The sequence below is a fragment of the Pseudomonas sp. URMO17WK12:I6 genome (assembly GCF_003253625.1).
Classification (GTDB): Bacteria; Pseudomonadota; Gammaproteobacteria; order Pseudomonadales; family Pseudomonadaceae; genus Aquipseudomonas.
Genome location: NZ_QKYZ01000023.1, coordinates 1 through 26,109 on the forward strand (window position 1 = coordinate 1; position 26,109 = coordinate 26,109).

A 26,109-nucleotide genomic window follows, 5' to 3' on the forward strand; every position below is an offset into this window, starting at 1 on the left:
CGAGCGTTAGCTCGCCTGCCGCTTTTGATCTTGATTCACCCGCCCCTTCGGGAGGCTGAGTGGAGGTGTTCATCTGGGGATTGGCGCGCAGCGCCGTTCGACGCAGTCGAACACATCGCATGTAGGTTGAAGCGAAGCCAACCGTAGGGCGATGCCCCCAGATGGATACCGGAGCGAAGGAACCCCGAGCCTTAGCGAGGGGCCGGACGTTCGGGGCGAGACCTTTTGGTTACTTTTGGGGCGTTTGCCAAAAGTGACCCGCTGTAAGAGCGGAACCCTAAGCAGCCGTTACCGCAGAAATGGATATGTACCCGGTCAACAAGAACATGGTCGGCCCAAAGGCCGCCAAGATCAATGCGCAGAAACCCGCCGCCCCCCGGCATTCCCGGGCGACAACGCCAACGCCACCTGCGTACGATTATGCATATGCGTCAACCGCAACACCTGCGACACATAAAGCTTCACCGTGTTCTCGGTAATCCCCAACTCACAGGCAATCTGATAATTGGTCTGCCCCTTGCCCACCAACTGCGCCACCTCCAACTGACGCGGCGACAACTGATTGAACACCGCCGGCATCCCCACCACCCGCTCCGGGTCACCGACCACACCGTCAACTGAACCTGACACAGGTTCCGGGGACGCCCCCCGACGAACCTTGTCCAGATCCTGATAAAGCTCATCGATCGATTCACAAAGATACTGCAGCTTCTGACTCAAATGCCCCAACTGCAGATTTCTCTGCCGCTCCTGCAAGGCCACCTCCTGACGCTGCAAACCTTCGAGCAACTCAGCCAGATCAATCGGCTTCTGATAGTAATCGGCGAATCCGGTACGCAAGGCCTTGATCACATCCTGCTTGTTCGCATGCCCGGTGAGCATGATCGCCTCGAACGCCCGGTGCTTGCCGCACAACCGCTGCAGCGCCTGGACGAGCTGAATGCCATCCATGTCAGGCATCTGCAAATCACACAGCACCAGGCCGATATTCTCGTCTTCGCTGAAACGCTCGATCGCCTGATTTCCGGACCGACAAGGAACACAGCGATAACCATTGCGTTCAATGAACTCGCAAAGTTCTTCGACAATCAACGGCTCATCATCAACCACAAGAACTTTTACTGCCGAGGTAAGCTTGTTCACGGGCCACTCCATGCCAAGTCTGGCTTGGCTGCTCCTGCACCGACACCACAGCTGTACAACAACAGTTTTGAAAGTAGACGCACTTTCCAACTATGTACATAGAACAGGGGACGCCTGCGATTAATGCATCCAGGCCAGTGTGAGCAGCACACCCACCAGCACGAACGGCGCAAAGGGCTGCTTTTTTGACGCGCCAGGCTCCAGGTAACGAAGACGCGCTCTAAGCCTCTGCCCCATATGCAGCCAGAGTCTTGGCGCCAGCAGCAACCAGAGCACACCGGCCACCCCGGCGCCGATGAAACCGCCGAGCAGGTGCGTACCGTCCGTCGCAAGACCCAGCGTCGCCATCAGCTTCACGTCGCCTGCCCCCATGCGTCGCACTGCATAACCGGGCAAGGTGAAGGCCAGTGCCAACAACAAAGCCCAGCCGCCCTGCACCGCCTCGGCCCCCAGCCACGTAGTCCCTGTCCACAACAGATAGATAAGCGCCAGCACACCTGCACCAACGGTCAGGCCATTGGCGATGTGGCGTTCTCGGGCATCCTGTGCTGCGCAAAGCGTCAGCCAGATGAGTAGGACAAGGCTCTGCATCCGGTAAAAAACGTCCGTTTTGGCTGAATGATTCTATGCTGACACTACGCAGTAATTGTCAGGGTAGACGCACTCATGAAAACAGGCCTCCCCCGCAAGCAAAAAGGTGCCGTGGCGATTGAGTTCGCCTTGGTGTTCGTGATTTTTTTCGCCGTGTTTTATGGGTTGGTCAGTTACAGCCTGCCGCTGTTGCTGATGCAATCGTTCAATAAGTCCACGGCCGAAGCGGTGCGTCGCAGTGTGGCGCTGGACCCGAGCACCGCCAATTACGACACGGCGGTCAGAAACATCGCGACCACCGAACTGACCCGGCAGCTGGCCTGGATTCCCGCCGCGCTGAATTTCAACGTGGCCACCGACGCCAGCGCCACCTACACCGGCGGCGTGCTGACGGTCAGCATCAACTACCCCACCAGTAAACTGAATCAAGTGCTGCCGTTTCTGGTACTGCCGGGAATCGGTTCGGTGCCCAATCTGCCGCCGACCCTCACGGCCCAATCGAGCCTGCAGTTTTGAGCTCTGGGGACAAACTCTTCGGGCGTCTGCTCAATCGTCACCCGCCACAGACCCCGAACACGCCAGAGCCTGCGAGCGTGCAGCGTGTCGGCTTGCAGCTGCATCTGAATGATGAAGGTCGAGTGATTCAGCTGAGCGGTCCGTTGCGGCATCTGCTGGCGCAACAGATACCCGACGCGCAGTCACCGCACCTGCTCGATTACCTCATGCCCCATAGCGCCCTGTCGGTCGAAGGCAGGCCGGCCGAGTGGCAGGGACAAAACCTGGACCTGGATTTTTTCAGTCTCGCCGGGCAACCGCTGCACTTGCGCGGCTGGGTGCAGCCGTTGGGCGAAGGATGGTTATTGCAGTTGATCGACATCGGCGATCTGTTGCTCGAACGTCGACAAGCGCGCAGTCGTGAACAGTGCCAGTTGCTCGCGGCGCAGGTCAGCGAGCAGTTGCGCCTGTGCAGCCTGACGCGCCTGCCCGAGGTATTGGCCGAACAACTGCAAGGTCTGGCCCAGCGTTTTCAGATCCCGTGCATGGCCATGGCCTTGCTCGATGAACAGGCCGAGGGTTGGTTGATTCACCAGCAGTACGCGGCCTTCGATGCACCAAGGTTATGGGAAACCCATCAACGCCTGGGCACCGGCCTCGACAGTTTGAATGGCTCAGTCCCCCAACAGTTGACACCCAGCGAGCACCCACGCCTGCAAAGCATCTTCGGCAATGCCGAAGGGTTCGCGGTGCCCTATCGCAATGCCCTGGGCGTGGTCGCGTGGTTGCTCTGTGGTTTCTACCCGGTGCAAGAACGTGCCCCCGACTTGAGCGAGCGCGACTGGTTGCAACTCACCGCCGCCCTGGCCGGGCCGCTGCTTGAGCGCTTGCGCGAGCATCAGCACCACCTGCAACTGGAGCGGCTGGAATCTCTACAAGCCTTGCTCGGTACCGGTTGGTGGGAGGTCTTCAGCGACCATGCCGAAGTGCAATTGGCGCCGTCGCTCGCCAGTACGCTGAACCTTGCGAGCACTCGTTTTCCGCTGCACGACTGGCTCGAACAGATTCATCCCGCCGACCGTGAAGAGCTGACGATTCGCCTGCAATCCTTGCAAGACGAAGGCGCGCCGTTGCTATTGTGCGTACGTCTGCATCGCCCCGACACGACACAAACGCCGATCTGGTATCGACTGCAAGGCCAGGCGTTGGGCATCGGTAAAAACCGCCGGCTGGTGGGTTTCATGCTCGACATCAGCGACATCAAAAACCAACAGCAGAACGCCGCTGCCGCCCATGCCCGGCTGGACAACCTGATCGCCAGTTCACCGGCGGTGATCTACGTGCAGCGCTATGTCGAAGGGGCGCTGCAACCGACGTTTTTCAGTGACAGCCTGTTGCCGCTGCTCGGTTGGTCGCTCGCCGATTGCGCCGCAGGCTCGCTGGTGGAGCGGGTCCATCCTGAAGACCGCGACGGCTATTTCGAGCGTACCCGGCAACTGCTGCGCGAGGGTTCGGTGAGCGCCCGTTATCGACTGCGCGACAGTCACGGCGATTACCACTGGCTGCTCGACGAAGCCAAACTGCTGCGCGATGACCTCGGGTTGCCGGTGGAAGCCGTGGGCCTGTGGCTGGATGTCACCGAGGCGACCCTGGCCACCGAGAAAGTCAAACAGAGTGAAGAGCGCTACCGGATCCTGGTGGAAGACTCCCCGGCGATGATCTGCCGCTACCGCCCCGACCTGACGCTGACCTTCGGCAACCGGCCACTGGCGACCTATCTGGAATGCCAACCCGAGCAGCTGCCGGGGGTGAATCTGGGCAGCTGGATGTCGCCGGAGCAGCGCGAAGCGTTCCTCCAGCGCCTCAGTAGACTGAGCCCGGAGTTCCCGGTCAGCACTGCGGAGATCAACCTGCAACTGCCGGGACGGGAACATGCCTGGTGGGTCTGGTCGGATCGCGGCGTGTTCGACGACCAGGGTCGTTTGCTGGAAATTCAGGCCGTGGGCCGCGACAACACTGAGGTCAGGCGCGCCCAGCAGCAGCTTACCCAGAGCGCGAAAATGGCCACCCTCGGCGAAATGGCCACCGGGCTTGCCCATGAAATCAATCAGCCGCTGAACGTGATGCGCATGGCCATCGTCAATGTGCTCAAGCGTCTGAGCAATGGCGATGCGCAAATCGATTACCTGACTGACAAGCTCAATCGCATCGACGCACAAGTCCAGCGCGCCGCGAAGGTGGTGGATCACATGCGGGTGTTCGGCCGGCGTTCGGAGGTCGAGCAGCAGCCGTTCAATCCGGTTCAAGCCATCGAGGGCACGCTGGCACTGCTGTCCGAAGGCTTGCGCGGCAAAGGCATTGAGCTGCGGGTCAGCGAGAGCGGTTTTGATGTGCAGGTGCGCGGTTACGTCGATCAGCTGGAACAGGTGCTGATCAACCTGATGGTCAATGCACGGGATGCGCTGCTGAGCAACCGCGAGGCCGACCCGGCGTTCAAACCGTGGATTTCGCTGTACGCCGAACGTGATGAGCATTCAGTGCGGCTGTGGGTCGAGGACAACGGCGGCGGCATCGACCCACGGTTGCTGGAGCGGATTTTCGAGCCATTCTTCACCACCAAACCGGTGGGCGTCGGTACTGGGCTCGGGTTGTCGGTGAGTTACGGCATCGTCGAGAACATGGGCGGACGGTTGAGCGTAAGAAACGCGGCCGAGGGCGCGCGCTTCTGCATCGAGTTGCCGATTGTCACGGGCGATCAGATCACCAGCGACGCGCGCCCTGAGTGACAACTGAGGTTGGCGCCGACGTCGACCTTGTTCAAGTCGACCCCAAGGCTTATCAGCACAGTGTTGATCAGACTGTCGAGCAACGGGTTGAGCACGCCGTTGATTGCGCTGACCAGCAAACTGGTCACGCTGCTCAGGATCGCCCCCAGACCGCCGACGAGACTGCCTGACGGGCCATACATATCGACGTGAAGGTTGACCGGGGTGTTGAGCAAGTTGCTGACAATGCTGCTGGTGGAAAATGAGTAGTAAAACGGCGGCTGGCTGATGTCCGGCAGGCTGTTGGCCGGTGGTGCGGAGTAGACATGGGGCATGTTGGTGTTCGCCGCCACACTGGTGTCGGCAACGACATCGATGCCACCACCGACGCCAGGTACACGCGGATCGCAGGTGATGGGCACGAACAAAAACCTGCGGCAGGTTTTGATCCCGATATCGATCAGCTTCAACGGCTGCACCGTGACCGTCGGTGGTACGGTGTTGCTGCCGAACATACTGGCGGCATCGATCCGGCCGATTTTCAGGTTCACCAGCGATGCGCTGGTGTTGGTGGTCAGGGTTTTGTTGGTGTTGCTGATGCAGCTGTAAGCCGTGACGTAACTATCGGCACTGGCGACGTCCAGCGCCACGTCGAGCCGTATCGGCCCCGGTAGCACGATGACGTCGGGCGTCTGACAGGGCACGCCGATGGCACAGGTCAGTGAATTGAGCACCGCCACCAGGTCGAGATTGAGCAAGGCGTTGAGGGTGTTGGTCAGCGGTCCTGCCAGATCCGCCGCGGCATTGACCAGCGCCGCGATGGCGTCCAGCGCCGGCAAGTCGATCGACAACAACGTGCGAAGCTGTGCGGTTCTCACGTAGATCCGATTGGGCCCCAGCGGATCCAGCGCGGCGTTTTTCGGATTGCCGATCGCGGAGAGTTGCGGCGGCTCCAACACCTGCACCCGAGCGGTGATTTGCGCCAGCCCTGCCAGATTGATCGGCACTGTCGCCACCACACCGTTTTTCTTGTTGGCCAGTTGCACGACGCCTTCGATCAGGTTGAACACACTCACAGTCGTCGCGAACGTTGAGACGTCGCTGCCGTTCTCGACGTGCAGCAGATTGCCCAACACCACGGTCGTGGAGCCAGCGGCCACCTTGAGGGCTTGCAGACCGACAATAGTCGCCGTCGCGCCGAGGGTGCCGCCGGGGTCCAGCACATTGACGGCGGTCTGGATCAATTGGCTGACGGCCACCGAAGCGCCCAATACCTGGTTATACCCGGCGGCGTTGAGGCCGAGGTCGACCTTCAGTCGATCAAGGTAACCCAGCAGGCTGATGTTGGTGTTCACCAACCCATCCCACCCTGCCACGGACAGGTTCAGACTGCCGCCGAGCAAACCGCCGAACAGCGCATTGAGGGTGGCCGACTTGCTGCTATCGATGCTCAGCGCCGTGGTGCGCAGGGTCAGCGATGCCAGCGGTGGCGGCAGCCCCGCAACGGCGGTCGCCGTCAGGTTGAGGGTGGCCCCGGCCGGTGCACCGCCGAACAGGGCGCCAACGCCACCGGCGAAACTCTGCGGCACCGAATGACTGACGATCACCCGAATGGCTTCGCTGCTGCTTGGGTTAGCCACAAAAACCCGAAGACTGTTGGCGTCCAGGCTCAAGGTGCCACAGGCTACCGCCAGGCTGCGCGTGGGGTCAGGAAGGGTGAAGCCGTTACGATTTACGCTGGCGGTGGCATAGGCGGTAGCGCTGGCACCCACGGCGCAATCACCGTTGCGCGTGGCAGCCTCCAGTGCGGCCATGTCGGCTATCCGCTGCAAGCTGCGTTTTTCCAGGTACAAGCGGCCACTGTCGACCACGATCAGCAGGAACGCCAGGGCCATGCCGAGGGTCAGCACTGCCATCAAACCGATCGCTCCCCGTTGCCGGGCCGGGCTACGAAACTGCAAGCAGGGAGACATGGCGCACTCCTTTGCCGGCGCACCGCCGAGGGCTACCTCCATTGATGAACAGCAGTGTAGACAAGGGTTTGGCAGATTGCTGGCAACTAGCCATCCCACCAACTTATTGTGGGCTTGTGTGACGACGAAGATCCTGTAGGAGCGAGGCTTGCCCGCGAAGAACGATAACGCGTAATGACTGAAAAACCGCGGTGTCTTCTTCGCGGGCAAGCCTCGCTCCTACAGGGGCTGTAGTGTTAGAGGGCTAAGCCATTTAGCGCGGTGGATAGTTGGCCAATATGCGCCCAACCGTCTGGCGTATCGTATTGCTGCGGTCCTCTGGCTTGGGTGTGCGGCTGAGGGTCTGCTCGTCGCTGCCGCGCCACACCAGTTTGCCGTCCTTGCCATCGAGCAGGTCGATCTGGATGGTCGCCACCTTGTAGCTGACGTTGCGGGTTTCGTTGTACATCGGCCCGCCCCAATAGCCGTTCCATGGACCACCATAACCACCGCCATAGGAGGTGGTCACTTGTTGCTGGCGATCTTCAACGATCAGGTAGGTCTGCACCTTAAGGTCTGCCTTGGCGCCGGCGGCGGCCGGACGCAAGCCACGCTGATCCAGTTGATCGGCAACGGCCTGGCGGATGCGTTGCTCGGTCAGGTCACTCTTGATCCGTGGGTCGTCTGGACGGTACTGCACGGCGGGCTCTTTCCAGCTCCAGCTGCGATAGGCGGCAAAGTCGCGACTGGCATCGAAGTCATGATTGACCTCGTTGGCGGCGCAGGCAGTGAGCAGCGCGGCGATGGCCAGTAAAACGAGACGGCGGAACATGATTTTTCTCCGATTGAAGACATGCACCTGCGGGAGGCTTCCTGAACAGGAAGCTAACTAGGAGGATACGCCGACATGGCCTTTTCGACAGCTTCGCGCAGGGCATCGGCACGTTCGCTCTGGTTGCCCTGACTGCTGGTTTCGGCACTGGCACTCCACACCGGTTGACCGGTGCTTGCGTCGAACAGATCGACCCGCACCACCACAACCTGTACCTGATAAGTACGGACGACCGGCACGCTGTTGTACATGCCGTAACCCGTGCCGTAGCGGTTGTAACCACCGCCGTAATACCCGCCGCCATAGCCGCCACCGTAACCAGAGCCGTCCTGCACCTGGCGCAAGCGGGTTTCCAGATGCAGGTCGGCGCTGACCAACAGGTCCGCCGGGCGGTTGTCGTGCAGTGGGCGCAAGCCGCGCTGATCAAGGGCATTGCTGACGACTTCGGCCACCTGCTCCGAATCGGCCCAGGCCGTGCCCGCAGGCAGGCGCCCGTTGAGCCAGGCCCAGCTGCGGTAGCGACCGTAATCCCGTGGCGCCGCCGGGTAGGCGCTGCGGTCGAAAGTGCCGGCGGCCTGGGGCGGTGCCGGTGGCAAGGGATTGGACGTCGCGATGTAAGGGTTGCTGCCCTGACAGGCCGCCAACCCGAGACAGATCACCAGTAGACCTGAACGACTATTCATTGCGCACTCCGGTCAGATCGGCCGACAGATCCAGTGCAAGTAGCGCCCAAGCCCGGCGAAGCTTGGGTGACGGCGGTGAGCCAGTTCCATTTCCAGCAAATCGAGCAGTTCGGCGCGGGCCTGGAATTCCACCGGCATGTAGTCATGAAAAACCCGCACTCCACTCTGGGTTTCGACCCGCCACAGCCCCTCAAGTTGCGCTGCCAGATCCCGTGGATCAAGCGGCTGTTGCGGCGTCAGGCTCTGCTTCTCGCCGGCCATGTCGTTCTTGCGCATCTTGCGGAAATGGCCCTTGAGCAGGTTGCGGTAGATCAGCGCATCGCGGTTATAGAACGCCAGGGACAACCAGCCGTCCGGCTTCGTCAGTTGATGCAACACCGGCAAAATCGCATGGGGTTCGGCCAGCCATTCCAGCACGGCGTGGCACAGCACCAGGTCGTAGGGTTCGGTGAGCTGACCAAGCAACTCCTGCCACGGCGCCTGAATGAATGTCGCGGTCTGCCCGGCTTCGGCAAAACGCTGGCGAGCGCCTTCAAGCATCGGCTCGGCGGGTTCGGCCAGGGTCACCTGGTGACCGCGCTGGGCCAGCCACAACGACATGTGGCCCAGGCCGGCACCGATGTCCAGTACGCGCAACGGGCGGTCCGGCAGGGTTTCGGCCAGGTCGGCCTGCAACACGGCGAGGCGGATCGCCCCTTTGGCGCCACCGTAGATTTTTTCAGCGAAGCGGGTCGCCAACTGATCGAAATGACGGTCGCTCATCAGCTGAACCGCCGTTCGCTGTCCGCGAGCTTGTTACGTACCACTTCATTCATGTCCAGTCCCAACTCGCTGCACAGCAGCAGTAAATACAGCACGATGTCGCCGATTTCCTGCCCGGCATGGGCCAGTTTGTCCGCCGGCAACTGGCGCGACTGGTCTTCGGTCAGCCACTGGAAGATTTCCACCAGCTCGGACATTTCCACGCTCGCGGCCATGGCCAGGTTTTTCGGGCTGTGAAATTGCCGCCAGTCATTGCGGTCACGAATGGCGTGCAGGCGTTCGGTCAGTTCAACAAGGTTCATCGGGCTCTCCTGAAGGCGTATAGCTTCAGGGGGATGACGGGTGAAGGCAAGTGGCAGCGTTGTGCCTGCGTACTTGCGCCATACTCAAAAAAATCGCAGCCTTCGGCAGCTTCCACGGGAACCCGGGAGCACGATCAATAGCCCAAGGCTCGGATCCGGCAACCACGCCACCACTCCATCAGGACGTACACATGCAGGTAGACAGCTTTTTCGAATGGCTCGGCCAGGCAATCGGTTCGGTCATCCGTTTTATCATCGACACCCTCAGTGGCCTGTTCAACCTGTTGAGCAACGCCGGCAGCAATTTTGTCGAAGGGCTGGCCCAGGCATTGGGCATGGAAACCTCGATCATCAGCATCATCACCTTGATCCTCGGGCTGATGCTGCTGTGGTCGGCGATCCGCGCCTTCATGAACGCGTCGATCATCATGGGGATTATCTGGTTGCTGCTGGGGTTGTGGTTGCTGAGCTGGATCATTCACTAAGGCTGCCACACAGGCTCGCTTCCACAATGGATCGATGCGGATTCCGAGTTCGTCGCTACAATGCAGGCGCCCCCAAGGAGCCTGCATGTCCAACCTGATTGCCGACTGGCGCGACCGTCCGACCCATCGCCGCGTCTGGGCGCTCGCCGCCCCGATGATTCTCTCGAACATTTCCGTACCGCTGGTGGCGCTGGTCGACAGTACCGTCATCGGTCACCTGCCCTATGCTCATCAGCTCGGCGCCGTCGCGGTGGGCGCCAGTCTGTATACCTTTCTTGCCTGGGCCATGGGCTTTCTGCGCATGGGCTCCACCGGGTTCGCCGCCCAGGCTGCAGGGCGTGGGGATGGCGCTGCGTTGCGGCAGATTTTGCTGCAAGGTCTGTTGTTGGCCATGGGCCTGGCCATTTTGTTGGGGGCGTTGGGCGTGCCGTTGAGCGGGGTCGCGTTGCACTTCATGCAACCGTCGGCGGAGCTGGATCAACTGACCCGCGAGTTTTTCCACACACGGCTGTTCGGCCTGCCGGCGGCGCTGGCCAGTTATGCGCTGGTCGGCTGGTTTCTCGGCACCCAGAATGCCCGGGCTCCGCTGGCGATTCTGCTGAGCACCAACCTGGTCAACATCGCACTCAACCTGTGGTTTGTGCTTGGCCTGGAGTGGGGAGTGGTCGGCGCGGCACGGGCCTCGGTGATCGCCGAGTGGACCGGCGCATTGATCGGCCTATTCATGACCCGCAAAGCCCTGCGCGCCTATCCCGGCCATATCGCCTGGGCCGCATTGGCGTTGTGGCAGAGCTGGCGCCCATTGTTGGCGGTCAACCGCGATATTTTCATCCGCAGCCTGGCGTTGCAGTCGGTGTTCTTCCTGATCACCGTGCAGGGTGCACGACTGGGCGATGCCACGGTCGCCGCCAATGCGCTGCTGCTCAACGGCCTGCTGCTGACCGCCCATGCGCTGGACGGTCTGGCCCACGCCGTGGAAGCCCTGTGCGGACACGCCATCGGTGCTCGCGACCGTGATGCCCTGCGCCGCTCACTGGTGGTGGCGTGCGGCTGGTCGTTGCTGGCAAGCCTGGGGTTTGCCTTGCTGTTTCTGTTCGCCGGGCACCTGTTCATCCAGATGCAGACCAACATCCAGAGCGTGCGCGACACCGCCTTCATCTACCTGCCGTACCTCGCCGCGCTGCCGCTGATTGCGGTCTGGAGTTACCTGCTCGACGGCCTGTTCATCGGCGCCACCCGCGCCCGGGAAATGCGCAACGGCATGCTGTTGACCGTGATCCTGCTACTGCCCTTCGCCTGGATACTGCAAGGCTTGGGCAACCATGGACTGTGGATAACCTTCCTGCTGTTCATGGTGCTGCGCAGCCTGACCCTTGGCACATTCGCCTGGTACTTGCGCAAGAACGACGGCTGGTTAAAAGGATGACGAGCGACATACCTTCAACCCGTTCAGGGTTGATCGTTCTGCCACAGGTTGCGCAGGCTATCGAGACGCTCCTGCTGGGTGGTTCCCGATAACGACTGCCCCGGCACGGCATCAGGGTGCTGCAAGCGCAGCCATAACCAGCCATCGAGCACCGGGCGCTCACTGAAACCCAGCGCCAGCCCTTCCTGCAGGTGAGCCCACAAGCTGTTGTAGTCGGTGCCGGTGGATCGGCTCCAGCGCCAGGCATGCTGCTCCAGCAGGCAGGTCTGCAAGCTGTCTCGCTGACGCGAGCTGAGGTTTTCTTCGATGGCCAGCGGCCTGACGGTAAGCCGTGGATTGAACAACTGTTGCCAGCCCAGACAGCCAATGGCCCGATCGGCCCAAGTGCCGCCGAACCAGCGTAACTGATCGATCGGACCGAGCCAGCGACTCAGCTCCTGCGCATCGCAGGCATCGAAAAAGTAACTCGCCGTTTGAGGGTTGTAGTAACTCAACAAGGCCCGGTGATGCAGGCTGAAGGTGACGGTGAGCATGCGGCGCAAATGCTCCAGCAGTTGTGATGAAGAGGCTTCACTGACCAGCAGCAACCCGCCCCATGTATGCGGCTCACTTGAGTACAGCTCGGCGAGTGCCGGGCATTCGCGAAGGTCGACCAACACTGGCCCGTGCTCACGCAACGGATGAAACTCGGTGCCTTCGAACAGCCAGAACCATCGGACATGAGCAAACTGTTGCCGCAACATCGCACCGGCCTGAGGCACGCCCGGTACATCGAGCAACAGCCATTGCGGGGTCGAGTCGGGCGCCTGAACGGCAATCATGCCGCACCGCTCTGGCCAAGCTGCGTCGCTGCCCGGCAAGTGCATAAGGATTGCGCGCAATGACTGAAACTGCCCCCACCTGGCAGCAGACACAGGAGTACCAAGGGTTCGCTGGATTGCAGCAAGCCCAATAAACCATCAACCGCGCGGCTGGCTTCAGTGGTCGAGGCGGATAGCCGGTCGGCCATGGCTGACTCTGGGCTGGACGGTGCTCCGGGAAGAAATCCGCTGATCAAGGGTTGATCAGGATCACCTTCGATAAAGCTCACCAGCACTTGCGTGCCCTCACTCAAGGGCATGACACCCGCGCTTTCCAGCTCGCCAGACAACGGCAACCAACAGTGGCTGGGGGCTGCGCCTTCGCCCTGATAAAGCCAGTCAAACTGCACGGCAACTGATCTGCCGGGATCGGGGCGAGATTCACCGACGTCGACTACCCATCCCCTTTGCAGGCTGTGCATCCTGGGTTTCACAACGGGATGAGCCGCGATGAAAGGCACCTCCTGCGCAACGACGCGCAGCTGGTTGCGATACAAAAAATCTGGCTGTTGTCCTCCCTGATGCTCGACATGGGTCACTCGCCAGAGACGATTCCAGTCCGCATACGGATGACCGGACAACGGCATCAGTTGACCGCTGCGCAGCGTTGGCAGGTTCGTCTGCCCCTCGGCAATCTGCCCGCAGCCATGAAGCTTGAACTGATGCACTCCCGGTCGCTCGCTCACATCCTCGAAGACCCTCTCTTCGCCACGGCGAAACTGCCCCGGACCGTCGCCCAAGACCAGACAATGCCCGCGCGTACGGTGCTCGAAGTAGTAATGAAGCCGCTCCTGGGCGCATAGACGCTGGAAAAACTGCAGGTCCGACTCCCGGTACTGCGTGCAGAAATCACGGGACGGGTAATCGCCGTTCAGGTCGAAACGACGATCCTTGCCGGCAATGCCGTGCTCCTTGAGAACCTGGGCGAGAATGTCCGGCACCGAGCGATCGCTGAAAATTCGCTGGTTGAAGCGCTGGGCCAGGCAAGCAAGCCTGGGGCCCAGACGCACGCGACAAAGCCTGGGCTCATTGCCATGGCCGGGTTGAACGAGGCCAAGCAACTGTCCGTGAATACCCTCCCCCTGCGGCCCGAAGTGCAAAAAGGCCGAGCGGTACAGCAGGCTTGCAAGGTCCAGTGTCGGGTCATCGTTCAGCAGGTCCACGTCGAACGCAAAAGGCTCGCTGATCGCTTCACTACCGGTAAAGGCCAAGACCTCAAAGGGGTCGGCAAGACCCGCTATATCCAGACGAAATGACGGCTCGTTGACTGAATCGAACATCGGCGATTCTCTACAGGAGGGGCGGCCGGGGATTCTCGCTGAGAGACATGGCCGAGTAGAGTGCCGAAGTACAACTTAGGAAATGACCTACGTGAAAAGAAGACCACATCACTTGGATTGCTCGGCATGTGGGCTATTTCGCGGGACAAAAGAGAAGCCCCGCACCAGGTCATCTGAAATTTCCGCAACCTACGGAGAAATTTCAGACAACCTGATGGGCGCGGTGCCCTACCTCAAGAAGACAGGTAAGACGAACGGGTCAGGCCCAGACGCAAGGCATCAAGGAACTGGGTGCGCTCGCTGGCGCTGATGCGGGCACTGGCGCACTTGTCGCGGTAGTGAGTCATCAGCTCTTCCGGCGACAAGTGCACGTAACGCAGCATGTCTTCGATGGTGTCGTGGGTTTCGATACCTGCGTGGTACACGCTGCCGTCAGCATTCTGATAGATGTTCACCGAGTCGGTGTCACCGAACAGGTTGTGCATGTCGCCAAGAATTTCCTGGTAGGCACCGACCAGGAAGATCCCCAGCAGGTAGTCTTCACCCTCGTTCAGACCGTGCACCGGCAGGCTGGTCTCGATGCTCTGCTCGTCGACGTACTGCTTGATCTTGCCGTCGGAGTCGCAGGTCAAGTCTTGCAGCACTGCACGGCGCAGCGGCTCTTCGTCGAGACGGTGCAGCGGCAGGATCGGCAGGACCTGGCCGATGGCCCAGGTGTCCGGCAGGCTCTGGAATACCGAGAAGTTGCAGATGTACTTGTCGGCCAGCTTGTCGTTGAGTTCGTCGAGCACCTGACGGTGGGAACGCTGACGGGCCTTCAACGAGTTGTGCAGGCGGCGGCAAACGGCGAAGTAGCATTGCTCGGCCAAGGCTTTTTGCGCCAGGGTCAGCTTGCCATCGGCGTATTGGGTGGCCACGTCGCTCATGTAGTGCGTGGCGCGCCAGTAGGTCTCGGTGACCATTTCGATGTCGGTCGGGCCGAGCAGGTCAACCAGCCACTGCACGGTTTCCGGCAGTTCTTCCTTGTTGTCGATCTTCGGCACGTCGTCGTTGTGTTTCTCGACGTCGGTCACCTGCACCACCAGCATCGCGTGGTGGGCGGTCAGGGAGCGGCCGCTTTCAGAGAAGATGTTCGGGTGCGGCAGGCTCTGCGCGTCGCAGAATTCCTTGAGCATCCCGACCACGACACCGGCGTAATCGTCCATGTCGTAGTTGATCGAACTGGCGTTACGCGAGTGAGTACCGTCGTAGTCCACGCCCAAACCGCCGCCGACGTCGATGTGATCGACCGGCAGGCCAAGGTTGCGCAGTTCGCCGTAGTAACGAATCGCTTCCTTGAAGCCGTGCTGGTAGTCCGCCAGGTTGGCGATCTGCGACCCCATGTGGAAGTGCAGCAGGCGAATGCCTTGGTCCAGGCCAGCGGCACGGAAACGCTCGACCACCGACAGCAGTTGCGCCGCCGACAGGCCGAACTTGGATTTTTCGCCACCGGTGTCTGCCCACTTGCTCGACGCCAGGGACGACAGACGCACACGCAGGCCGACCTGAGGCTTGACCTTGAGCGACGCCGCTTCTTCGATCACCAGACCGACTTCGGATTCTTTCTCGATCACGATGAACACGTTGTGGCCCAGCTTCTGGCCCATCAGCGCCAGACGGATGAACTCACGGTCCTTGTAACCGTTGCAGACAATGGTGCCACCCTTCGGCGCCAGCGCCAGTACCGCCAGCAGCTCAGGCTTGGAGCCGGCTTCCAGACCGATGGAAACGTTCTGGGTAGCGATGATGTTCTCGATCACCGCTTCCTGCTGGTTGACCTTGATCGGGTACAGCGCGGTGTACTTGCTCTGGTATTCCAGGCGCTCGATGTTGGCGTCAAACGCACCGGTCAGCTGACGCACGCGGTCTTGCAGGATGTCTGGGAAACGCACCAGCAACGGCAAGGACAAACCGCTTTTGCGCAGTTGGTCGACTTGCTCGAACAGGTCGATAGGCGAACTGGTCGGGCCGTTCGGACGAACTTCGACGCGACCGGCGTCATTGATCGCGAAATACCCGGCCCCCCAATGGCGAATCCCGTAAACACTGCGGCTGTCCGCAACTGTCCATTGGCTGCCATCGTCTTTGCGTGTGCGTCTTACGGACATCGAAGTCCCCTATAAAGAAGTCATAGAGCGTCGCCTTGAGTTCAGGCCGGCGCAGTCTAAAGAATGAAAATGACGTTTCGTCAACGAGGGGGTAGACCTCGCTGACCGCAGTGAGTTTAGAAACCGGTCTTGAACAGGCTCTGTGAAAACCATGGAGACGACGCCAGACCAGAATGAAATCAGGACTGGATCAAGCCGCGGGTGGTTTTCACAGAGGCTGCTAGCCGCCGGACTTCTTCGCTTTGAAACCGTGCTTGATCAGCTCAGCCAAGAGTAGCTCGACATGATCGCCCTGGATTTCGATGATCCCGTCTTTCAACGCCCCACCGGTCCCACAACGTTTCTTCAACGTGGTGGCCAGTTCCTTGAGCGCGTCTTCGGCCAACGGCACGCCGGTGATGGTCGTCACCGTCTTGCCGCCACGGCCCTTGCTTTCGCGACGCACGCGAGCGATGCCGTCGCCGGCCGGGATAACGGTTTGTTTGCAGATGCAGGCATCCACCGGTTTACTGCATTCCGGGCAATGACGACCTGCGTCGGTGGAAAATACCAGGCCACCAAGGGCGGCGAAGGATGCGGCTTTTTTGGCCACCGGCAATCCTCTTGGGAGGACAAAGACTGATCGCAACCTTGGGCAAGGTTATCGACCGCGAAGCCCCACTCAGGCAGGGGCAGCGCTACTGAGCCGGGCACTGCCGGTTCAGCTTGAAAAGGTCGCGCAGTGTAACGGCAAAAAGCCGACTTGCTAAGAGCCAATCGGCGCCAATTTACAGCTCTTTTGCGACGTCATCCCCTTGGGCGCGAAGATAGCGCTTCAGGGCTGCCAAAGAGTCCGGGCAGTACGGCTTTTGCTGGATTTCCAGCAGGACCTGATCGATCGGGATAAAGCGCGCTTCCAGCACCTCTTCCGGCTGCAGGATCAATGGGCCGTCCCACACCGCCGAAAACGCCGAACACCAGAGCCGGTTGCCGGTGTCCTCGAAGAAAAAGTGATCGTGGGCGGTCAGTTCCACACCGCTCACCCCCAGCTCTTCTTCCAGCTCACGGGCCGCCGATTCGGCGTAGGTCTCGGTGGCCAGCACCATGCCGCCGGCCGCCACGTCCCAATAACCGGGATAAATCGCCTTGCTCAGGGTGCGCCGGTGAACGCACAGCTCACCGGCAGAATTGAACAGCATGATGTAGGTGCCGCGCCCGATCAGCCCACGCTCACGCAGGTCGGAGCGCACCAGGGCGCCGAGCAGGTTGTCCCGCTCGTCGACCCAGGCGATCTGTTCGGCATCGGAGGCCGCGCGGTGGGCGGCCTCTTTAGCGCTATCTACCATGACTCAGCCCTGATTGAGCAGTTGACGCAAGTCGATCACCGCGGCGTTGGCCCGGGAGATGTAATTGGCCATGACCAGCGAGTGGTTGGCCAGCACACCGAAGCCGCTGCCGTTGAGGATCATCGGGCTCCAGACCGGCTCTTGCGAAGCCTCCAGCTCACGGATGATCTGGCGCACGCTGACCGTAGCGTTTTTCTTCGCCAGCACATCGGCGAAGTCGACTTCGATGGCGCGCAGCAGATGGGACAATGCCCAGGCCTGACCACGGGCTTCGTAGAACACGTTATCGATCTGCATCCACGGGGTTTCAACGACTTCTTCGTCAACCTGCGGCACCTGGCCGAGCGCCGGGATTTCGGTTTTCAGCGCAGTGTTGAGCTTGACCCGGCCAACGCTGGCCGACAGCCGTTGCGACAGCGAGCCCAGACGGGTCCCTACATCACCCAGCCAGTTGTTCAGGTTGTCGGCGCGGGCGTAGAACAGCGCGCTCTTCTGGTCAGGCCCCGACAGGCGTGCCTGATAGCGGCTCAGGGAGTTGATGCCTTCCTGATACTCGGACTCACTGGATGGCAACACCCAGCTCTTGTTGTCGAAGTTGAAGCGCGGCTCGGCCTTGGCCAAATCGGCGTCTTCGGCGGACTGCGACTGGGAACGGGCGAAGTCTTTACGCAGCGCACGGCTCAGGTCGCGGACCTGGACCAGCACGCCATATTCCCAGCTCGGCATGTTGTCCATCCACAGGCCCGGCGGGAAACGGTCGTTGGAAATATAGCCACCCGGTTTGGTCAGCAAGGTACCGGCGACGGTCTTGAGGGTTTCCACCGTGGTGTACCCGACCACCATCTGCTTACCTTCTTTCTCAGCTGCCATCTGGGCATTCTGCTGAACCGGGAACAGCGCGGGTTCCTGGCTCCAGTACCAGCCCAGCGCGATAGCCACCAACAAGTAAAGGCAAATCAGAGTGGCCAGCGCCCGGCTGAACAACAGGCCACCAAAATAACTGCGGGTGGCCGATTTCGGTTCAGCGGCACGCTCAGGCGCGCTGCCCGTGCGGTTCTTCCAGTCCAGCATGGCGATATCCTTTCAATCACTTGAGTTCATCGGTTCGACTACAACCCTACGCCATCGTGCCTTATTTGCCGCGCATTAAATCCTGCGGGACACAGCGAGCCATACAATGACTGCAATCGAAGCCATCACTATAAATGAAGCACAGCGTTGAGCCTATGCGACCAGTCGGTCGGGAACTGAATGATGTCGCTTTGCAGATTATTGACGCAGGACACTCATGCAATTGAAAAGAGATGCTAGCATAGAGCCACCAGTCGATCTCAGCATGCACCCTAACTAGTAGTCAGGATATGACCGAGCCAGAAGACCCCAGCCGTGAGCGCCTCAAGCACCACTTTGCCCAGCGGGTAATTCATCAGGCACGTCAGATTCTTGAGATATGGCAACGTCTGCAACGCAATGAATGGTCCATCACCGACCTGTCGGAGCTGAGCGAGGCCAATCTGCGCCTGCTGCGCTTTGCCGAACGTTTCGAACAACCGGAACACACCCTGCTGGCCCGTCATATCGGCCAGTCGCTGGAGGCCGTCGACGCCAATCGCGGACGCCTGAGCAGCGGATTGATCACTGACCTCAACCGCCTGATGCAGCGCTTGTCCCGCACCGGCCTGCGCCATGGCGATCAGCTCGAACACACCTTCCTGCCGCCGCTGCGCAAACCGATCTACGTGATGCTGCAGGATCACGACCGGGCCGAACGGCTGGCCAAGCAACTTGAATTCTTCGGGCTCAGCGCCCAAGCCCTCGACAGCGTCGCCGCGTTCCGCGCCTCGATGGTCGAGCGCTTACCGGCGGCGATTGTCATGGACGTCGACTTCAGCGGCGCCGGCATCGGCCTGAAACTGGCGGCCGAAGCCCAGCAAGGCTTGGAGCAGCCCTTGCCGCTGTTGTTTTTCAGCCTGCACGAAACCGACACCCCGACCCGCCTCGCCGCCGTGCGCGCCGGCGGCCAGGAGTTTCTCACCGGCACCCTCGAAGCCTCGAGCCTGCTGGAAAAGATCGAAGTGCTGACCTGCGTCGCCCAGTACGAACCTTATAAAGTGCTGATCATCGACGACTCCCGCGCACAGGCCTTGCACACCGAACGCCTGCTCAACAGCGCCGGGATCGTTACGCGGACCTTGATCGAACCGATCCAGGCCATGGCCGAGCTGGCGGATTTCCAGCCGGACCTGATCATCCTCGACATGTACATGCCGGCCTGCACCGGTACGGAACTGGCCAAGGTAATCCGCCATAACGACCGCTATGTCAGCGTGCCGATCATTTATCTGTCGGCCGAAGACGATCTAGACAAGCAGCTCGACGCCATGAGTGAGGGCGGCGACGACTTCCTGACCAAACCGATCAAGCCGCGACACCTGATCACCACCGTGCGCAACCGCGCGGCGCGGGCGCGCAATCTGAAAGCGCGGATGGTGCGCGACAGCCTGACTGGCTTGTACAACCACACCCATATCCTGCAATTGCTCGAAGACTGTTCATTCCGCGCCCGTCGCGAAAACAAGCCGCTGAGCTTTGCGATGCTCGACATCGACCACTTCAAACGGGTCAACGACAGCCACGGCCATCCCATGGGCGACCGGGTGATCAAGAGCCTGGCGCTGTTCCTCAAGCAACGGTTGCGCAAGAGCGACTTCATCGGCCGTTATGGCGGTGAAGAGTTCGCCATCGTCATGCCGGACACCGATATTGAATCGGCCTACAAGGTGCTCGATGAAATTCGTCAGCGCTTTGCCGAAATTCACTACCCCGCGCAGCCCCAGGACCTCTGGTGCACCTTCAGTGCCGGCGTCGTCGAACTGCACGAAGGCTCCGACAGCCTGATGATGGCCACACAGGCAGACGAGGCGCTGTACCGCGCCAAGGACGCCGGACGCAACCGCGTGCAAGCCGCGCGGGAGTCAAAGCAAAGTGCCACTTTTTCATCGGAATCGACCGATTCGGTCATAACGCTGTAACAGAAACGCAATAACTTCAGGCACTTACCATTCTGCCGTTGGTAGTCCGCAATGCGCCTGAAGCTGTTGACCAATCTCAATACCCTCCTTCTGGTCGCCGTGTGCGTGGCCCTCGGCGCGACCCTCTGGTGGTCGCAAAAAGCCCTGGAACGCCCCTATCTGTTGATGGAGCGTTACCTGGGCCTGTCCCAGCAGTTTCAAAATGAAGTGGCGCGCAACGTCGAGGATTACCTGGCCAGCGGCGATGCCCTGCGTCTGAGCAGCGCCAGCCAGGCCATTGACAGCCTGCAAAAGGAGCTCGGCGAATTACCTCCGCCCCTGGCCGATACCTTGCACCCCAGCCTGTCGAATCTGGAGGAGTTCAGCAAGACGGACCTGCTGGCCGCCGGCAAACTTGCCGGCGATCCACAAGCCCTGCTGTTGCAAGCTGAACGCGAGCTCGGTGCCAGCCTCGATCAGCTCAGCCAGTACGCCAACGGCAACGCGGCGTACCTGACGCCTTTGCTCGCAGCTTCCCAGCATCTGGGCAAGTTGTCTTTGGCCCGGGACAAACTGGTCAGCAGCGGGCGCAGTGAACTGGCCGCCGATGTCGAGCGCGAAGTCGCCAGCATCCGCGTTCAGGCTGAACAATTGAACAGCTTGCCGCTGCTGGGGGTGACTGCCAGCAGTGAATCGAACACCGATGACTTCTCCGCCATGATGGGCCTGGAGAACACCGAGAAAGCCGTCGCCGAAGACGCCGGCGTCAGCCTCAAGCGTGAACTCAACAGCCTGCTCACCCGCTACCCGACTGAACTGGCACGCACGCGCGGACAGATCCAGAAACGCGCCGACCTCGGCGCCGCGACTCACTTGAAAATCACCGCCGTGCAGCAGGCCATCGCCGGGCTGGAACCGGTAGTGCGCGCCCAGCACGGGCAAATCCAGGGCGAAGTGCGGCTGATGCAGGGCGTGATGATCGGGCTGATTCTGCTGATCGCCTTGCTCATCGATACCTTACAGCGACGCCTGGCCCGAACCCTGACCAATCTGGCGCCAGCCCTTTCGATCTGGGCCGAGGGCGACTTCAGTCGCGACATTCAACTGGGTGCGACCAACCGCGAACTGCATGACATTCAAGCTTCGCTCAATCGCTTGCGTGCCTATCTGGTCGACCTGGTGGGGACCATTCGCCTCAATGCCGAGCAAGTCGCCGGCAGCAGCCGGACGCTGGCCGAATTGAGCAATGACCTGCACAGCGGCGCCGAGCATCAGGCCGGCGACACCGCGCTGATCCGCGACTCCCTCGGTGAACTCGAGGCGACGATTCAACAAGTCGCCGGTGATGCCAGCCAGGCCGCGGACGCCAGTCGTCATGCAGGGCTGGCGGTGGAGCATGGTCAGAAGGTCATCGGCCTGAGCCTCACCGGGCTGCATGCGCTGGTGGGTGAAGTGCAAGGCAACGCGCAGATGATCGAACATCTGGCCGAAGAGTCGGCGACTATCGGCGGCGTGCTGACGGTGATTCGCTCGATTGCCGACCAGACCAACCTGCTGGCGCTGAATGCCGCCATCGAGGCGGCCCGCGCCGGGGAGATGGGCCGGGGATTTGCGGTGGTGGCCGAAGAGGTTCGTTCACTGGCGCAGCGCACCGCCGGTGCCACCGCCGAGATTCAGACACTGATCGCCGGCCTGCAAACCGCCGCGCGGCAATCGGTCGAAGGCATGCGCGCCCAGGTCGAACACGCCGAAGCCACGGCCAACCAGGCCCAGGCCGCCGACGGTGCGCTGGATAAAATCGTCGGAGCGATCCAGACCATTTCCGACACCGCCGTGCGCATCGCCGATGTCACTGCCCAGCAGAGCGGCGCTGTCAGCGAAATCCGCGATCACAGTGAGCGGATTCATCAATTGGGTGGGGATAACTTGCTGAGGATTGGTGAAGGGCGCAGCCAAGGCGAACATTTACTGACATTGGGTGGGCAGTTGCATACAGCGGTGCAGGCATTTCGGGTTTAAGGGCTCGGGCCTGAACGCTACCAACGAGCAAGATTATCGACACCTGAGTTTTTGTATGAAAACTCCTGTTTATCTATACGGTGCTTTTAGTCATCGTTTTGATGCTAGAGTTTAGCGCTTCAATCAATCGAGCGTGCACAGGAGTGCCCCGTGATAGTTCCAACGTCGCCCCCAGGCGTATCTGTGGAGGAAAACATGGCCATTGCCTTCCACAAGAAAAAAGTTTTGAAAGAGGGATCCGCATTCATTTACTCCTGGTTCTATAGCCAAGTCAGAAATCGCGGCCCTTGGGACTACAAAAAGCTATCCCCTGACTATGAAGCCTTTGGCAATTTCAATTACGGCGCGACCGGGATTGCTGCGGGGTTTTCCGAGAATGTTCTGTTACGTGCCGCCGGCCTTGCCCAGACACAGGCAAAAACGACAAAAGTAGAATTTGGAAGCTGGTGGAGCGAGGCTCCTTTTGGCGATGATCCTGCGGATCAGGAATGGATCAAGAAGGGAGTCAGGTATGCCCGTTTCAGGAACTACTAAAAACACTGCATACACAATCGTCGCCTCCTCCCTGCTAGCTGTATGCTTGGCTTACATCGGCTGGACATGGCTCATGTCTTCCGGCAACCCAGTGCTGACCGATGTAGTACTTAAACTACCCCTTGGCGAAAACGGCTTCATCTACGGCGTCAAAGATGATCGAGGCGGAGCAACAGTACCGTTCAGCTATCGATACTATGTCTATCGCGAACTGACATCCAACGAGCAAATAGCGTCTGAACTCAAGACCGCTGGTCCGTTTTTAGTCACCCGAGATCCAGCCATAAAGGTCGATATCCAAGGTTCAACTATCAATGTATCGACCAACCAGGAAGTCTATGAGTATCACAGCAGCACGCTGTTTCGACATACCAACAGTAACCACTACACCCCTGTAACAATCAACTTGTGTAAACACTCCAGCGATCAACCAACAAAGTAAGCCCGAAGCCTGACTGAAACACCTCCCTGCAGGAGCTGCCGAAGGCTGCGATCATTTGATGTTGATCCTGGCGGCGGATCGAGCGTTGAAGATCAAAGCAAAATATCGCAGCCTTTGGCAGCGCCTACGGGAGATCGGCGTAGTCGCATACATTGCACACTCAGCTATCATGCCCGCACCTCCAATACGCGAGATTGTCATGCGCCGTTTGCTCTGCCTGCTGTTTTTAGTGCTCGCCCTCCCGGCCTCCGCCGCCGGGTTGCTGGACAGTCGCCCCAGTTCCACCCTGGGTTCGATCAACAACAGCGCCGACTTTCTGCCGGTACGCGAAGCCTTTCAGTTGAGCCTGGTAGAAAGTACGCCGCAATCGATCAAGCTGCGTTTCGTCGCCACCGAGGGTTACTACCTCTACCGCCATCGCTTCCAGTTTCGCGCAGATCCGGCCGACGTTGGCCTCGGTGCGGCTCAACTGCCCAAGGGCGAACAAAAGCACGATGAATACTTCGGCGATGTCGAGGTTTACCACGGCATTCTCGATGTAGAGCTGCCACGCACCGATTCCCGCGCCTTTACGCTGGCCGTGACCTATCAGGGCTGCGCCGACAAAGGCCTGTGCTACCCGCCCGAGACCGAGCGCCTGAGTATTGATGGCAGCGGTGCCGCGACCACAGCCTGGGGCTGGCGCGAACTGGCGCTGTTCTTCCTCGCAGGCCTCGGCCTGACCTTCACCCCCTGTGTGCTGCCGATGCTGCCGATCCTCTCCGGGGTAGTCCTGCGCGGGCAGATTGGCGGTTTACGTGGCTTCAACCTGTCGCTGGCTTATGTGCTGCCGATGGCCATCTGCTTCGCCCTGTTGGGTGCATTGATGGGCATGTTCGGCGCACAGCTTAATCTTCAGGCGCGCTTGCAATCGGCCTGGGTGCTGGTGCCGTTCGCGATGTTTTTCGCAGTGTTTGCCTTAGCGATGTTCGGGGTGTTCGAACTGAAACTTCCCTACGCCATCAGCAGCCGCCTGGACCGGATCGCCGGACGCACCGAAGGTGGCTCACTGTGGGGCGCGGCGGTGCTGGGCGTGGTGTCGAGCCTGCTGGTTTCGCCCTGCGTCTCGGCTCCCCTGGCCGGTGCGCTGCTGTACATCAGCGCCAGCGGCGATGCCTTGGGCGGCGGATTGAAACTGTTCATGCTTGGCCTGGGCATGGGCGCACCGCTGTTGCTGGTGGCGACTGGCGGCGCGGCCTGGTTGCCGAAAAGCGGGCCGTGGCTGATCTACGTGAAAAACGCGATTGGTGTGCTCTTGCTGGGGCTGGCGATCGGTTTGCTCAGCCGAGTATTGCCAGGCCAGATCACTTTACTGTTGATCGGTTTGCTCGCCGGTGGCGTCGGTTTGTTCATGGGCGCGCTGGAGTTTGTCTATAAGCCGCCGAGAAAACGCCTGGGGCAATTGCTGGGGATGTTTCTGCTGTTTTATGCACTGGCCTGTTGGTACGGCGCGTTCAGCGGTCAGTCCGATCCATTCAACCCCATTGGCCAGCCGCGCCTCGTCGCCAGCAGCGAGCAGCAAGCGCCAATCGCCAGCACCTGGCAAACCATCAGCACTCCAGCCGAACTGGATCGCGTCCTCGCCGAAGCCAAATCCTCCGGCACGCCGCTGCTGCTCGACTGGTACGCCGACTGGTGCATCAGTTGCAAAGTCATCGAACACGAAGTGCTCAACGATGCCAACGTCGTCGAACGTCTCAAAGGCTATCGACTGATCCGTTTCGACATCACCGCCAGCAACACCGAACAGCGCGCCCTGCTCGACCGCTACAAGCTGTTCGGCCCTCCGGCGCTGATGTTTTTCGGCAGGGACGGCGTCGAACGCACCGATGTGCGAGTGATCGGCGAGATAAACGCCACGGGCTTCGCCGAACGTGTTGCGAAAGCAAATGACCGGATTTAATCACCCGGTCACATATTTCGCGCAAACATCGGCCATCGTGCTGCCTATTGCATAGAACTGGACAGTCACAAAGTCTTTGCGGCATAGTCGCCTGGTTCTGACAATTGCACACGGATCACAAAGGAGCAGCAGATGGCGACCCTATTGGTTTTGCACGGCCCTAACCTGAACCTGCTCGGCACCCGGGAACCGGGCGTCTATGGTGCAACCACCCTGGCACAAATCAACCAGGACCTGGAACAGCGGGCGCGCAATGCCGGCCACCATTTGCTTTACCTGCAAAGCAACGCCGAGTACGAATTGATTGACCGCATCCACGCTGCTCGCGGCGAAGGTGTGGACTTCATTCTGATCAATCCAGCAGCTTTTACGCATACAAGTGTCGCGTTACGTGACGCGCTGCTGGCGGTGAGCATCCCATTCATCGAAGTGCATTTGTCTAACGTGCATAAACGCGAACCTTTCCGCCATCACTCTTACTTCTCCGATGTAGCGGTGGGAGTGATCTGCGGCCTTGGCGCCAGCGGTTATCGACTGGCCCTGGAGGCCGCACTAGAGCAGCTTGAAAGACAGGCAACGGCTTGAACAACAAGCGTTAAACGCCCCTGACCGACCCTTGGGAGTTGATGATTCATGGATATCCGTAAAGTTAAGAAATTGATCGAATTGCTGGAAGAGTCCGGCATCGACGAGCTTGAGATCAAGGAAGGCGAAGAGTCCGTACGCATCAGCCGTCACAGCAAGACGCCGGCTCAGCAGTACTACGCACCGGCTCCGATGCATGCGCCGGCACCGGCTCCAGTTGCTGCCGCCGCTCCGGTTGCTGCCGCTGCGCCTGCGGCTCCAGCGGCTCCAACGCTGAACGGCAATGTTGCCCGTTCGCCGATGGTCGGCACGTTCTATCGCAAATCTTCGCCGTCCTCGCCATCCTTCGTTGAAGTTGGCCAGACCGTGAAGAAAGGCGACACCCTGTGCATCGTCGAAGCCATGAAGATGATGAACCACATTGAGGCTGACCACAGCGGTGTGATCGAATCCATCCTCGTCGAAGACGGCCAGCCGGTTGAGTTCGACCAACCGCTGTTCACCATCGTTTGAATCGCGGAGAGCCTT

Annotated in this window: 24 protein-coding genes; 11 read left to right on the top strand and 13 right to left on the bottom strand. The window is 60.3% G+C overall.

The window, feature by feature from the left end; all coding sequences use genetic code 11:
* Window positions 1-351: 351 nt before the first annotated feature.
* A complete protein-coding gene (locus tag F475_RS27710; RefSeq protein WP_305887975.1) occupies window positions 352-1,143 on the bottom strand; it encodes a response regulator transcription factor in 792 nt (263 codons plus the stop codon).
* A gap of 120 nt (window positions 1,144-1,263) precedes the next feature.
* Entirely contained in the window at window positions 1,264-1,734 is a 471-nt protein-coding gene (locus tag F475_RS27715) for a prepilin peptidase (RefSeq protein WP_111455260.1), read from the bottom strand.
* Window positions 1,735-1,809: 75 nt separating this feature from the next.
* On the opposite strand from F475_RS27715, the gene F475_RS27720 reads away from it, so the two are divergent.
* On the top strand, window positions 1,810-2,250 hold the full coding sequence (locus tag F475_RS27720; protein ID WP_018928405.1) for a TadE/TadG family type IV pilus assembly protein: 441 nt from the start codon (window positions 1,810-1,812) through the stop codon (window positions 2,248-2,250).
* Window positions 2,247-5,015 carry an ATP-binding protein gene (locus tag F475_RS27725; protein ID WP_111455261.1) on the top strand — a complete coding sequence of 923 codons (2,769 nt, stop codon included), beginning with the start codon at window positions 2,247-2,249 and terminating at the stop codon, window positions 5,013-5,015. Before F475_RS27720 ends, F475_RS27725 begins: the two co-directional genes overlap by 4 nt.
* Here F475_RS27725 and F475_RS27730 read toward each other — a convergent pair.
* The 5 genes from F475_RS27730 to F475_RS27755 form a co-directional block, all read right to left on the bottom strand.
* Window positions 4,985-6,967, bottom strand: coding sequence for a pilus assembly protein TadG-related protein (locus F475_RS27730; protein WP_111455262.1), 1,983 nt, complete (start codon window positions 6,965-6,967; stop codon window positions 4,985-4,987). The genes F475_RS27725 and F475_RS27730 overlap by 31 nt on opposite strands.
* 253 nt (window positions 6,968-7,220) lie before the next feature.
* Window positions 7,221-7,778, bottom strand: a complete 558-nt coding sequence (locus F475_RS27740; protein ID WP_111455263.1) for a DUF4136 domain-containing protein — start codon at window positions 7,776-7,778, stop codon at window positions 7,221-7,223.
* 53 nt (window positions 7,779-7,831) lie between these two features.
* Window positions 7,832-8,461 carry a DUF4136 domain-containing protein gene (locus F475_RS27745; protein WP_086944037.1) on the bottom strand — a complete coding sequence of 210 codons (630 nt, stop codon included), beginning with the start codon at window positions 8,459-8,461 and terminating at the stop codon, window positions 7,832-7,834.
* A 12-nt stretch (window positions 8,462-8,473) separates the two neighbouring features.
* Complete coding sequence (locus F475_RS27750) at window positions 8,474-9,223, bottom strand: methyltransferase domain-containing protein (RefSeq protein ID WP_018928410.1); 750 nt, start codon at window positions 9,221-9,223, stop codon at window positions 8,474-8,476.
* Window positions 9,223-9,525, bottom strand: a complete 303-nt coding sequence (locus tag F475_RS27755; RefSeq protein WP_007937232.1) for a MazG-like family protein — start codon at window positions 9,523-9,525, stop codon at window positions 9,223-9,225. Before F475_RS27755 ends, F475_RS27750 begins: the two co-directional genes overlap by 1 nt.
* Window positions 9,526-9,716: 191 nt before the next feature.
* Here F475_RS27755 and F475_RS27760 point away from each other — a divergent pair, with 191 nt between their 5' ends.
* Together F475_RS27760 and F475_RS27765 are read left to right on the top strand one after the other, a co-directional pair.
* A complete protein-coding gene (locus tag F475_RS27760) occupies window positions 9,717-10,010 on the top strand; it encodes a hypothetical protein (protein ID WP_018928411.1) in 294 nt (97 codons plus the stop codon).
* Window positions 10,011-10,095: 85 nt separating this feature from the next.
* On the top strand, window positions 10,096-11,436 hold the full coding sequence (locus F475_RS27765) for an MATE family efflux transporter (protein WP_086944038.1): 1,341 nt from the start codon (window positions 10,096-10,098) through the stop codon (window positions 11,434-11,436).
* Between the two features lie 23 nt (window positions 11,437-11,459).
* On the opposite strand, the gene F475_RS27770 is transcribed toward F475_RS27765, so the two are convergent.
* The 6 genes from F475_RS27770 to F475_RS27795 form a co-directional block, all read right to left on the bottom strand.
* Entirely contained in the window at window positions 11,460-12,257 is a 798-nt protein-coding gene (locus tag F475_RS27770; RefSeq protein ID WP_111455264.1) for a DUF4123 domain-containing protein, read from the bottom strand.
* A complete protein-coding gene (locus F475_RS27775) occupies window positions 12,254-13,576 on the bottom strand; it encodes a contractile injection system protein, VgrG/Pvc8 family (RefSeq protein WP_111455265.1) in 1,323 nt (440 codons plus the stop codon). The genes F475_RS27770 and F475_RS27775 overlap by 4 nt, the downstream gene beginning before the upstream one ends.
* A gap of 233 nt (window positions 13,577-13,809) precedes the next feature.
* Complete coding sequence (gene speA, locus F475_RS27780) at window positions 13,810-15,723, bottom strand: arginine decarboxylase (protein WP_018928415.1); 1,914 nt, start codon at window positions 15,721-15,723, stop codon at window positions 13,810-13,812.
* Window positions 15,724-15,943: 220 nt separating this feature from the next.
* On the bottom strand, window positions 15,944-16,315 hold the full coding sequence (locus tag F475_RS27785) for a translation initiation factor Sui1 (RefSeq protein ID WP_007914613.1): 372 nt from the start codon (window positions 16,313-16,315) through the stop codon (window positions 15,944-15,946).
* Between the two features lie 175 nt (window positions 16,316-16,490).
* The gene (locus tag F475_RS27790; protein ID WP_018928416.1) at window positions 16,491-17,048 is read right to left on the bottom strand and encodes an NUDIX hydrolase; all 558 of its coding nucleotides are present in this window, start codon (window positions 17,046-17,048) and stop codon (window positions 16,491-16,493) included.
* A 3-nt stretch (window positions 17,049-17,051) separates the two neighbouring features.
* A complete protein-coding gene (locus F475_RS27795; RefSeq protein ID WP_064616066.1) occupies window positions 17,052-18,119 on the bottom strand; it encodes a DUF2333 family protein in 1,068 nt (355 codons plus the stop codon).
* A gap of 290 nt (window positions 18,120-18,409) precedes the next feature.
* Here F475_RS27795 and gcbA point away from each other — a divergent pair, with 290 nt between their 5' ends.
* From gcbA to accB, 7 genes are all read left to right on the top strand, one after another.
* Window positions 18,410-20,080, top strand: a complete 1,671-nt coding sequence (gene gcbA, locus F475_RS27800) for a diguanylate cyclase GcbA (RefSeq protein ID WP_018928418.1) — start codon at window positions 18,410-18,412, stop codon at window positions 20,078-20,080.
* A 954-nt stretch (window positions 20,081-21,034) separates the two neighbouring features.
* Window positions 21,035-22,078 (top strand): methyl-accepting chemotaxis protein, encoded by a 1,044-nt coding sequence (locus F475_RS31205; RefSeq protein ID WP_370741084.1) that lies wholly within the window; start codon window positions 21,035-21,037, stop codon window positions 22,076-22,078.
* A 195-nt stretch (window positions 22,079-22,273) separates the two neighbouring features.
* The gene (locus tag F475_RS27810; protein ID WP_086944042.1) at window positions 22,274-22,612 is read left to right on the top strand and encodes a polymorphic toxin type 44 domain-containing protein; all 339 of its coding nucleotides are present in this window, start codon (window positions 22,274-22,276) and stop codon (window positions 22,610-22,612) included.
* Window positions 22,590-23,054 (top strand): hypothetical protein, encoded by a 465-nt coding sequence (locus F475_RS27815; protein ID WP_086944043.1) that lies wholly within the window; start codon window positions 22,590-22,592, stop codon window positions 23,052-23,054. Before F475_RS27810 ends, F475_RS27815 begins: the two co-directional genes overlap by 23 nt.
* 199 nt (window positions 23,055-23,253) lie before the next feature.
* On the top strand, window positions 23,254-24,996 hold the full coding sequence (locus tag F475_RS27820) for a protein-disulfide reductase DsbD (protein ID WP_111455293.1): 1,743 nt from the start codon (window positions 23,254-23,256) through the stop codon (window positions 24,994-24,996).
* Window positions 24,997-25,128: 132 nt separating this feature from the next.
* Window positions 25,129-25,581, top strand: a complete 453-nt coding sequence (gene aroQ, locus F475_RS27825) for a type II 3-dehydroquinate dehydratase (RefSeq protein ID WP_007937215.1) — start codon at window positions 25,129-25,131, stop codon at window positions 25,579-25,581.
* A gap of 48 nt (window positions 25,582-25,629) precedes the next feature.
* The gene (gene accB / locus F475_RS27830) at window positions 25,630-26,094 is read left to right on the top strand and encodes an acetyl-CoA carboxylase biotin carboxyl carrier protein (RefSeq protein ID WP_111455267.1); all 465 of its coding nucleotides are present in this window, start codon (window positions 25,630-25,632) and stop codon (window positions 26,092-26,094) included.
* Window positions 26,095-26,109: the final 15 nt, after the last annotated feature.

What these genes read in the sequence shown, in the direction of transcription:
- F475_RS27755 (WP_007937232.1), bottom strand. Translation starts at nt 9,525, where the DNA reads ATGAACCTTGTTGAACTGACCGAACGCCTGCACGCCATTCGTGACCGC.
- F475_RS31205 (WP_370741084.1), top strand. Translation starts at nt 21,035, where the DNA reads ATGATCGGGCTGATTCTGCTGATCGCCTTGCTCATCGATACCTTACAG.
- F475_RS27775 (WP_111455265.1), bottom strand. Translation starts at nt 13,576, where the DNA reads ATGTTCGATTCAGTCAACGAGCCGTCATTTCGTCTGGATATAGCGGGT.
- F475_RS27715 (WP_111455260.1), bottom strand. Translation starts at nt 1,734, where the DNA reads ATGCAGAGCCTTGTCCTACTCATCTGGCTGACGCTTTGCGCAGCACAG.
- F475_RS27745 (WP_086944037.1), bottom strand. Translation starts at nt 8,461, where the DNA reads ATGAATAGTCGTTCAGGTCTACTGGTGATCTGTCTCGGGTTGGCGGCC.
- F475_RS27740 (WP_111455263.1), bottom strand. Translation starts at nt 7,778, where the DNA reads ATGTTCCGCCGTCTCGTTTTACTGGCCATCGCCGCGCTGCTCACTGCC.
- speA (WP_018928415.1), bottom strand. Translation starts at nt 15,723, where the DNA reads ATGTCCGTAAGACGCACACGCAAAGACGATGGCAGCCAATGGACAGTT.
- F475_RS27760 (WP_018928411.1), top strand. Translation starts at nt 9,717, where the DNA reads ATGCAGGTAGACAGCTTTTTCGAATGGCTCGGCCAGGCAATCGGTTCG.
- F475_RS27750 (WP_018928410.1), bottom strand. Translation starts at nt 9,223, where the DNA reads ATGAGCGACCGTCATTTCGATCAGTTGGCGACCCGCTTCGCTGAAAAA.
- aroQ (WP_007937215.1), top strand. Translation starts at nt 25,129, where the DNA reads ATGGCGACCCTATTGGTTTTGCACGGCCCTAACCTGAACCTGCTCGGC.
- gcbA (WP_018928418.1), top strand. Translation starts at nt 18,410, where the DNA reads ATGACCGAGCCAGAAGACCCCAGCCGTGAGCGCCTCAAGCACCACTTT.
- F475_RS27765 (WP_086944038.1), top strand. Translation starts at nt 10,096, where the DNA reads ATGTCCAACCTGATTGCCGACTGGCGCGACCGTCCGACCCATCGCCGC.
- F475_RS27730 (WP_111455262.1), bottom strand. Translation starts at nt 6,967, where the DNA reads ATGTCTCCCTGCTTGCAGTTTCGTAGCCCGGCCCGGCAACGGGGAGCG.
- F475_RS27820 (WP_111455293.1), top strand. Translation starts at nt 23,254, where the DNA reads ATGCGCCGTTTGCTCTGCCTGCTGTTTTTAGTGCTCGCCCTCCCGGCC.
- F475_RS27790 (WP_018928416.1), bottom strand. Translation starts at nt 17,048, where the DNA reads ATGGTAGATAGCGCTAAAGAGGCCGCCCACCGCGCGGCCTCCGATGCC.
- F475_RS27810 (WP_086944042.1), top strand. Translation starts at nt 22,274, where the DNA reads ATGGCCATTGCCTTCCACAAGAAAAAAGTTTTGAAAGAGGGATCCGCA.
- F475_RS27770 (WP_111455264.1), bottom strand. Translation starts at nt 12,257, where the DNA reads ATGATTGCCGTTCAGGCGCCCGACTCGACCCCGCAATGGCTGTTGCTC.
- F475_RS27795 (WP_064616066.1), bottom strand. Translation starts at nt 18,119, where the DNA reads ATGCTGGACTGGAAGAACCGCACGGGCAGCGCGCCTGAGCGTGCCGCT.
- F475_RS27720 (WP_018928405.1), top strand. Translation starts at nt 1,810, where the DNA reads ATGAAAACAGGCCTCCCCCGCAAGCAAAAAGGTGCCGTGGCGATTGAG.
- accB (WP_111455267.1), top strand. Translation starts at nt 25,630, where the DNA reads ATGGATATCCGTAAAGTTAAGAAATTGATCGAATTGCTGGAAGAGTCC.
- F475_RS27815 (WP_086944043.1), top strand. Translation starts at nt 22,590, where the DNA reads ATGCCCGTTTCAGGAACTACTAAAAACACTGCATACACAATCGTCGCC.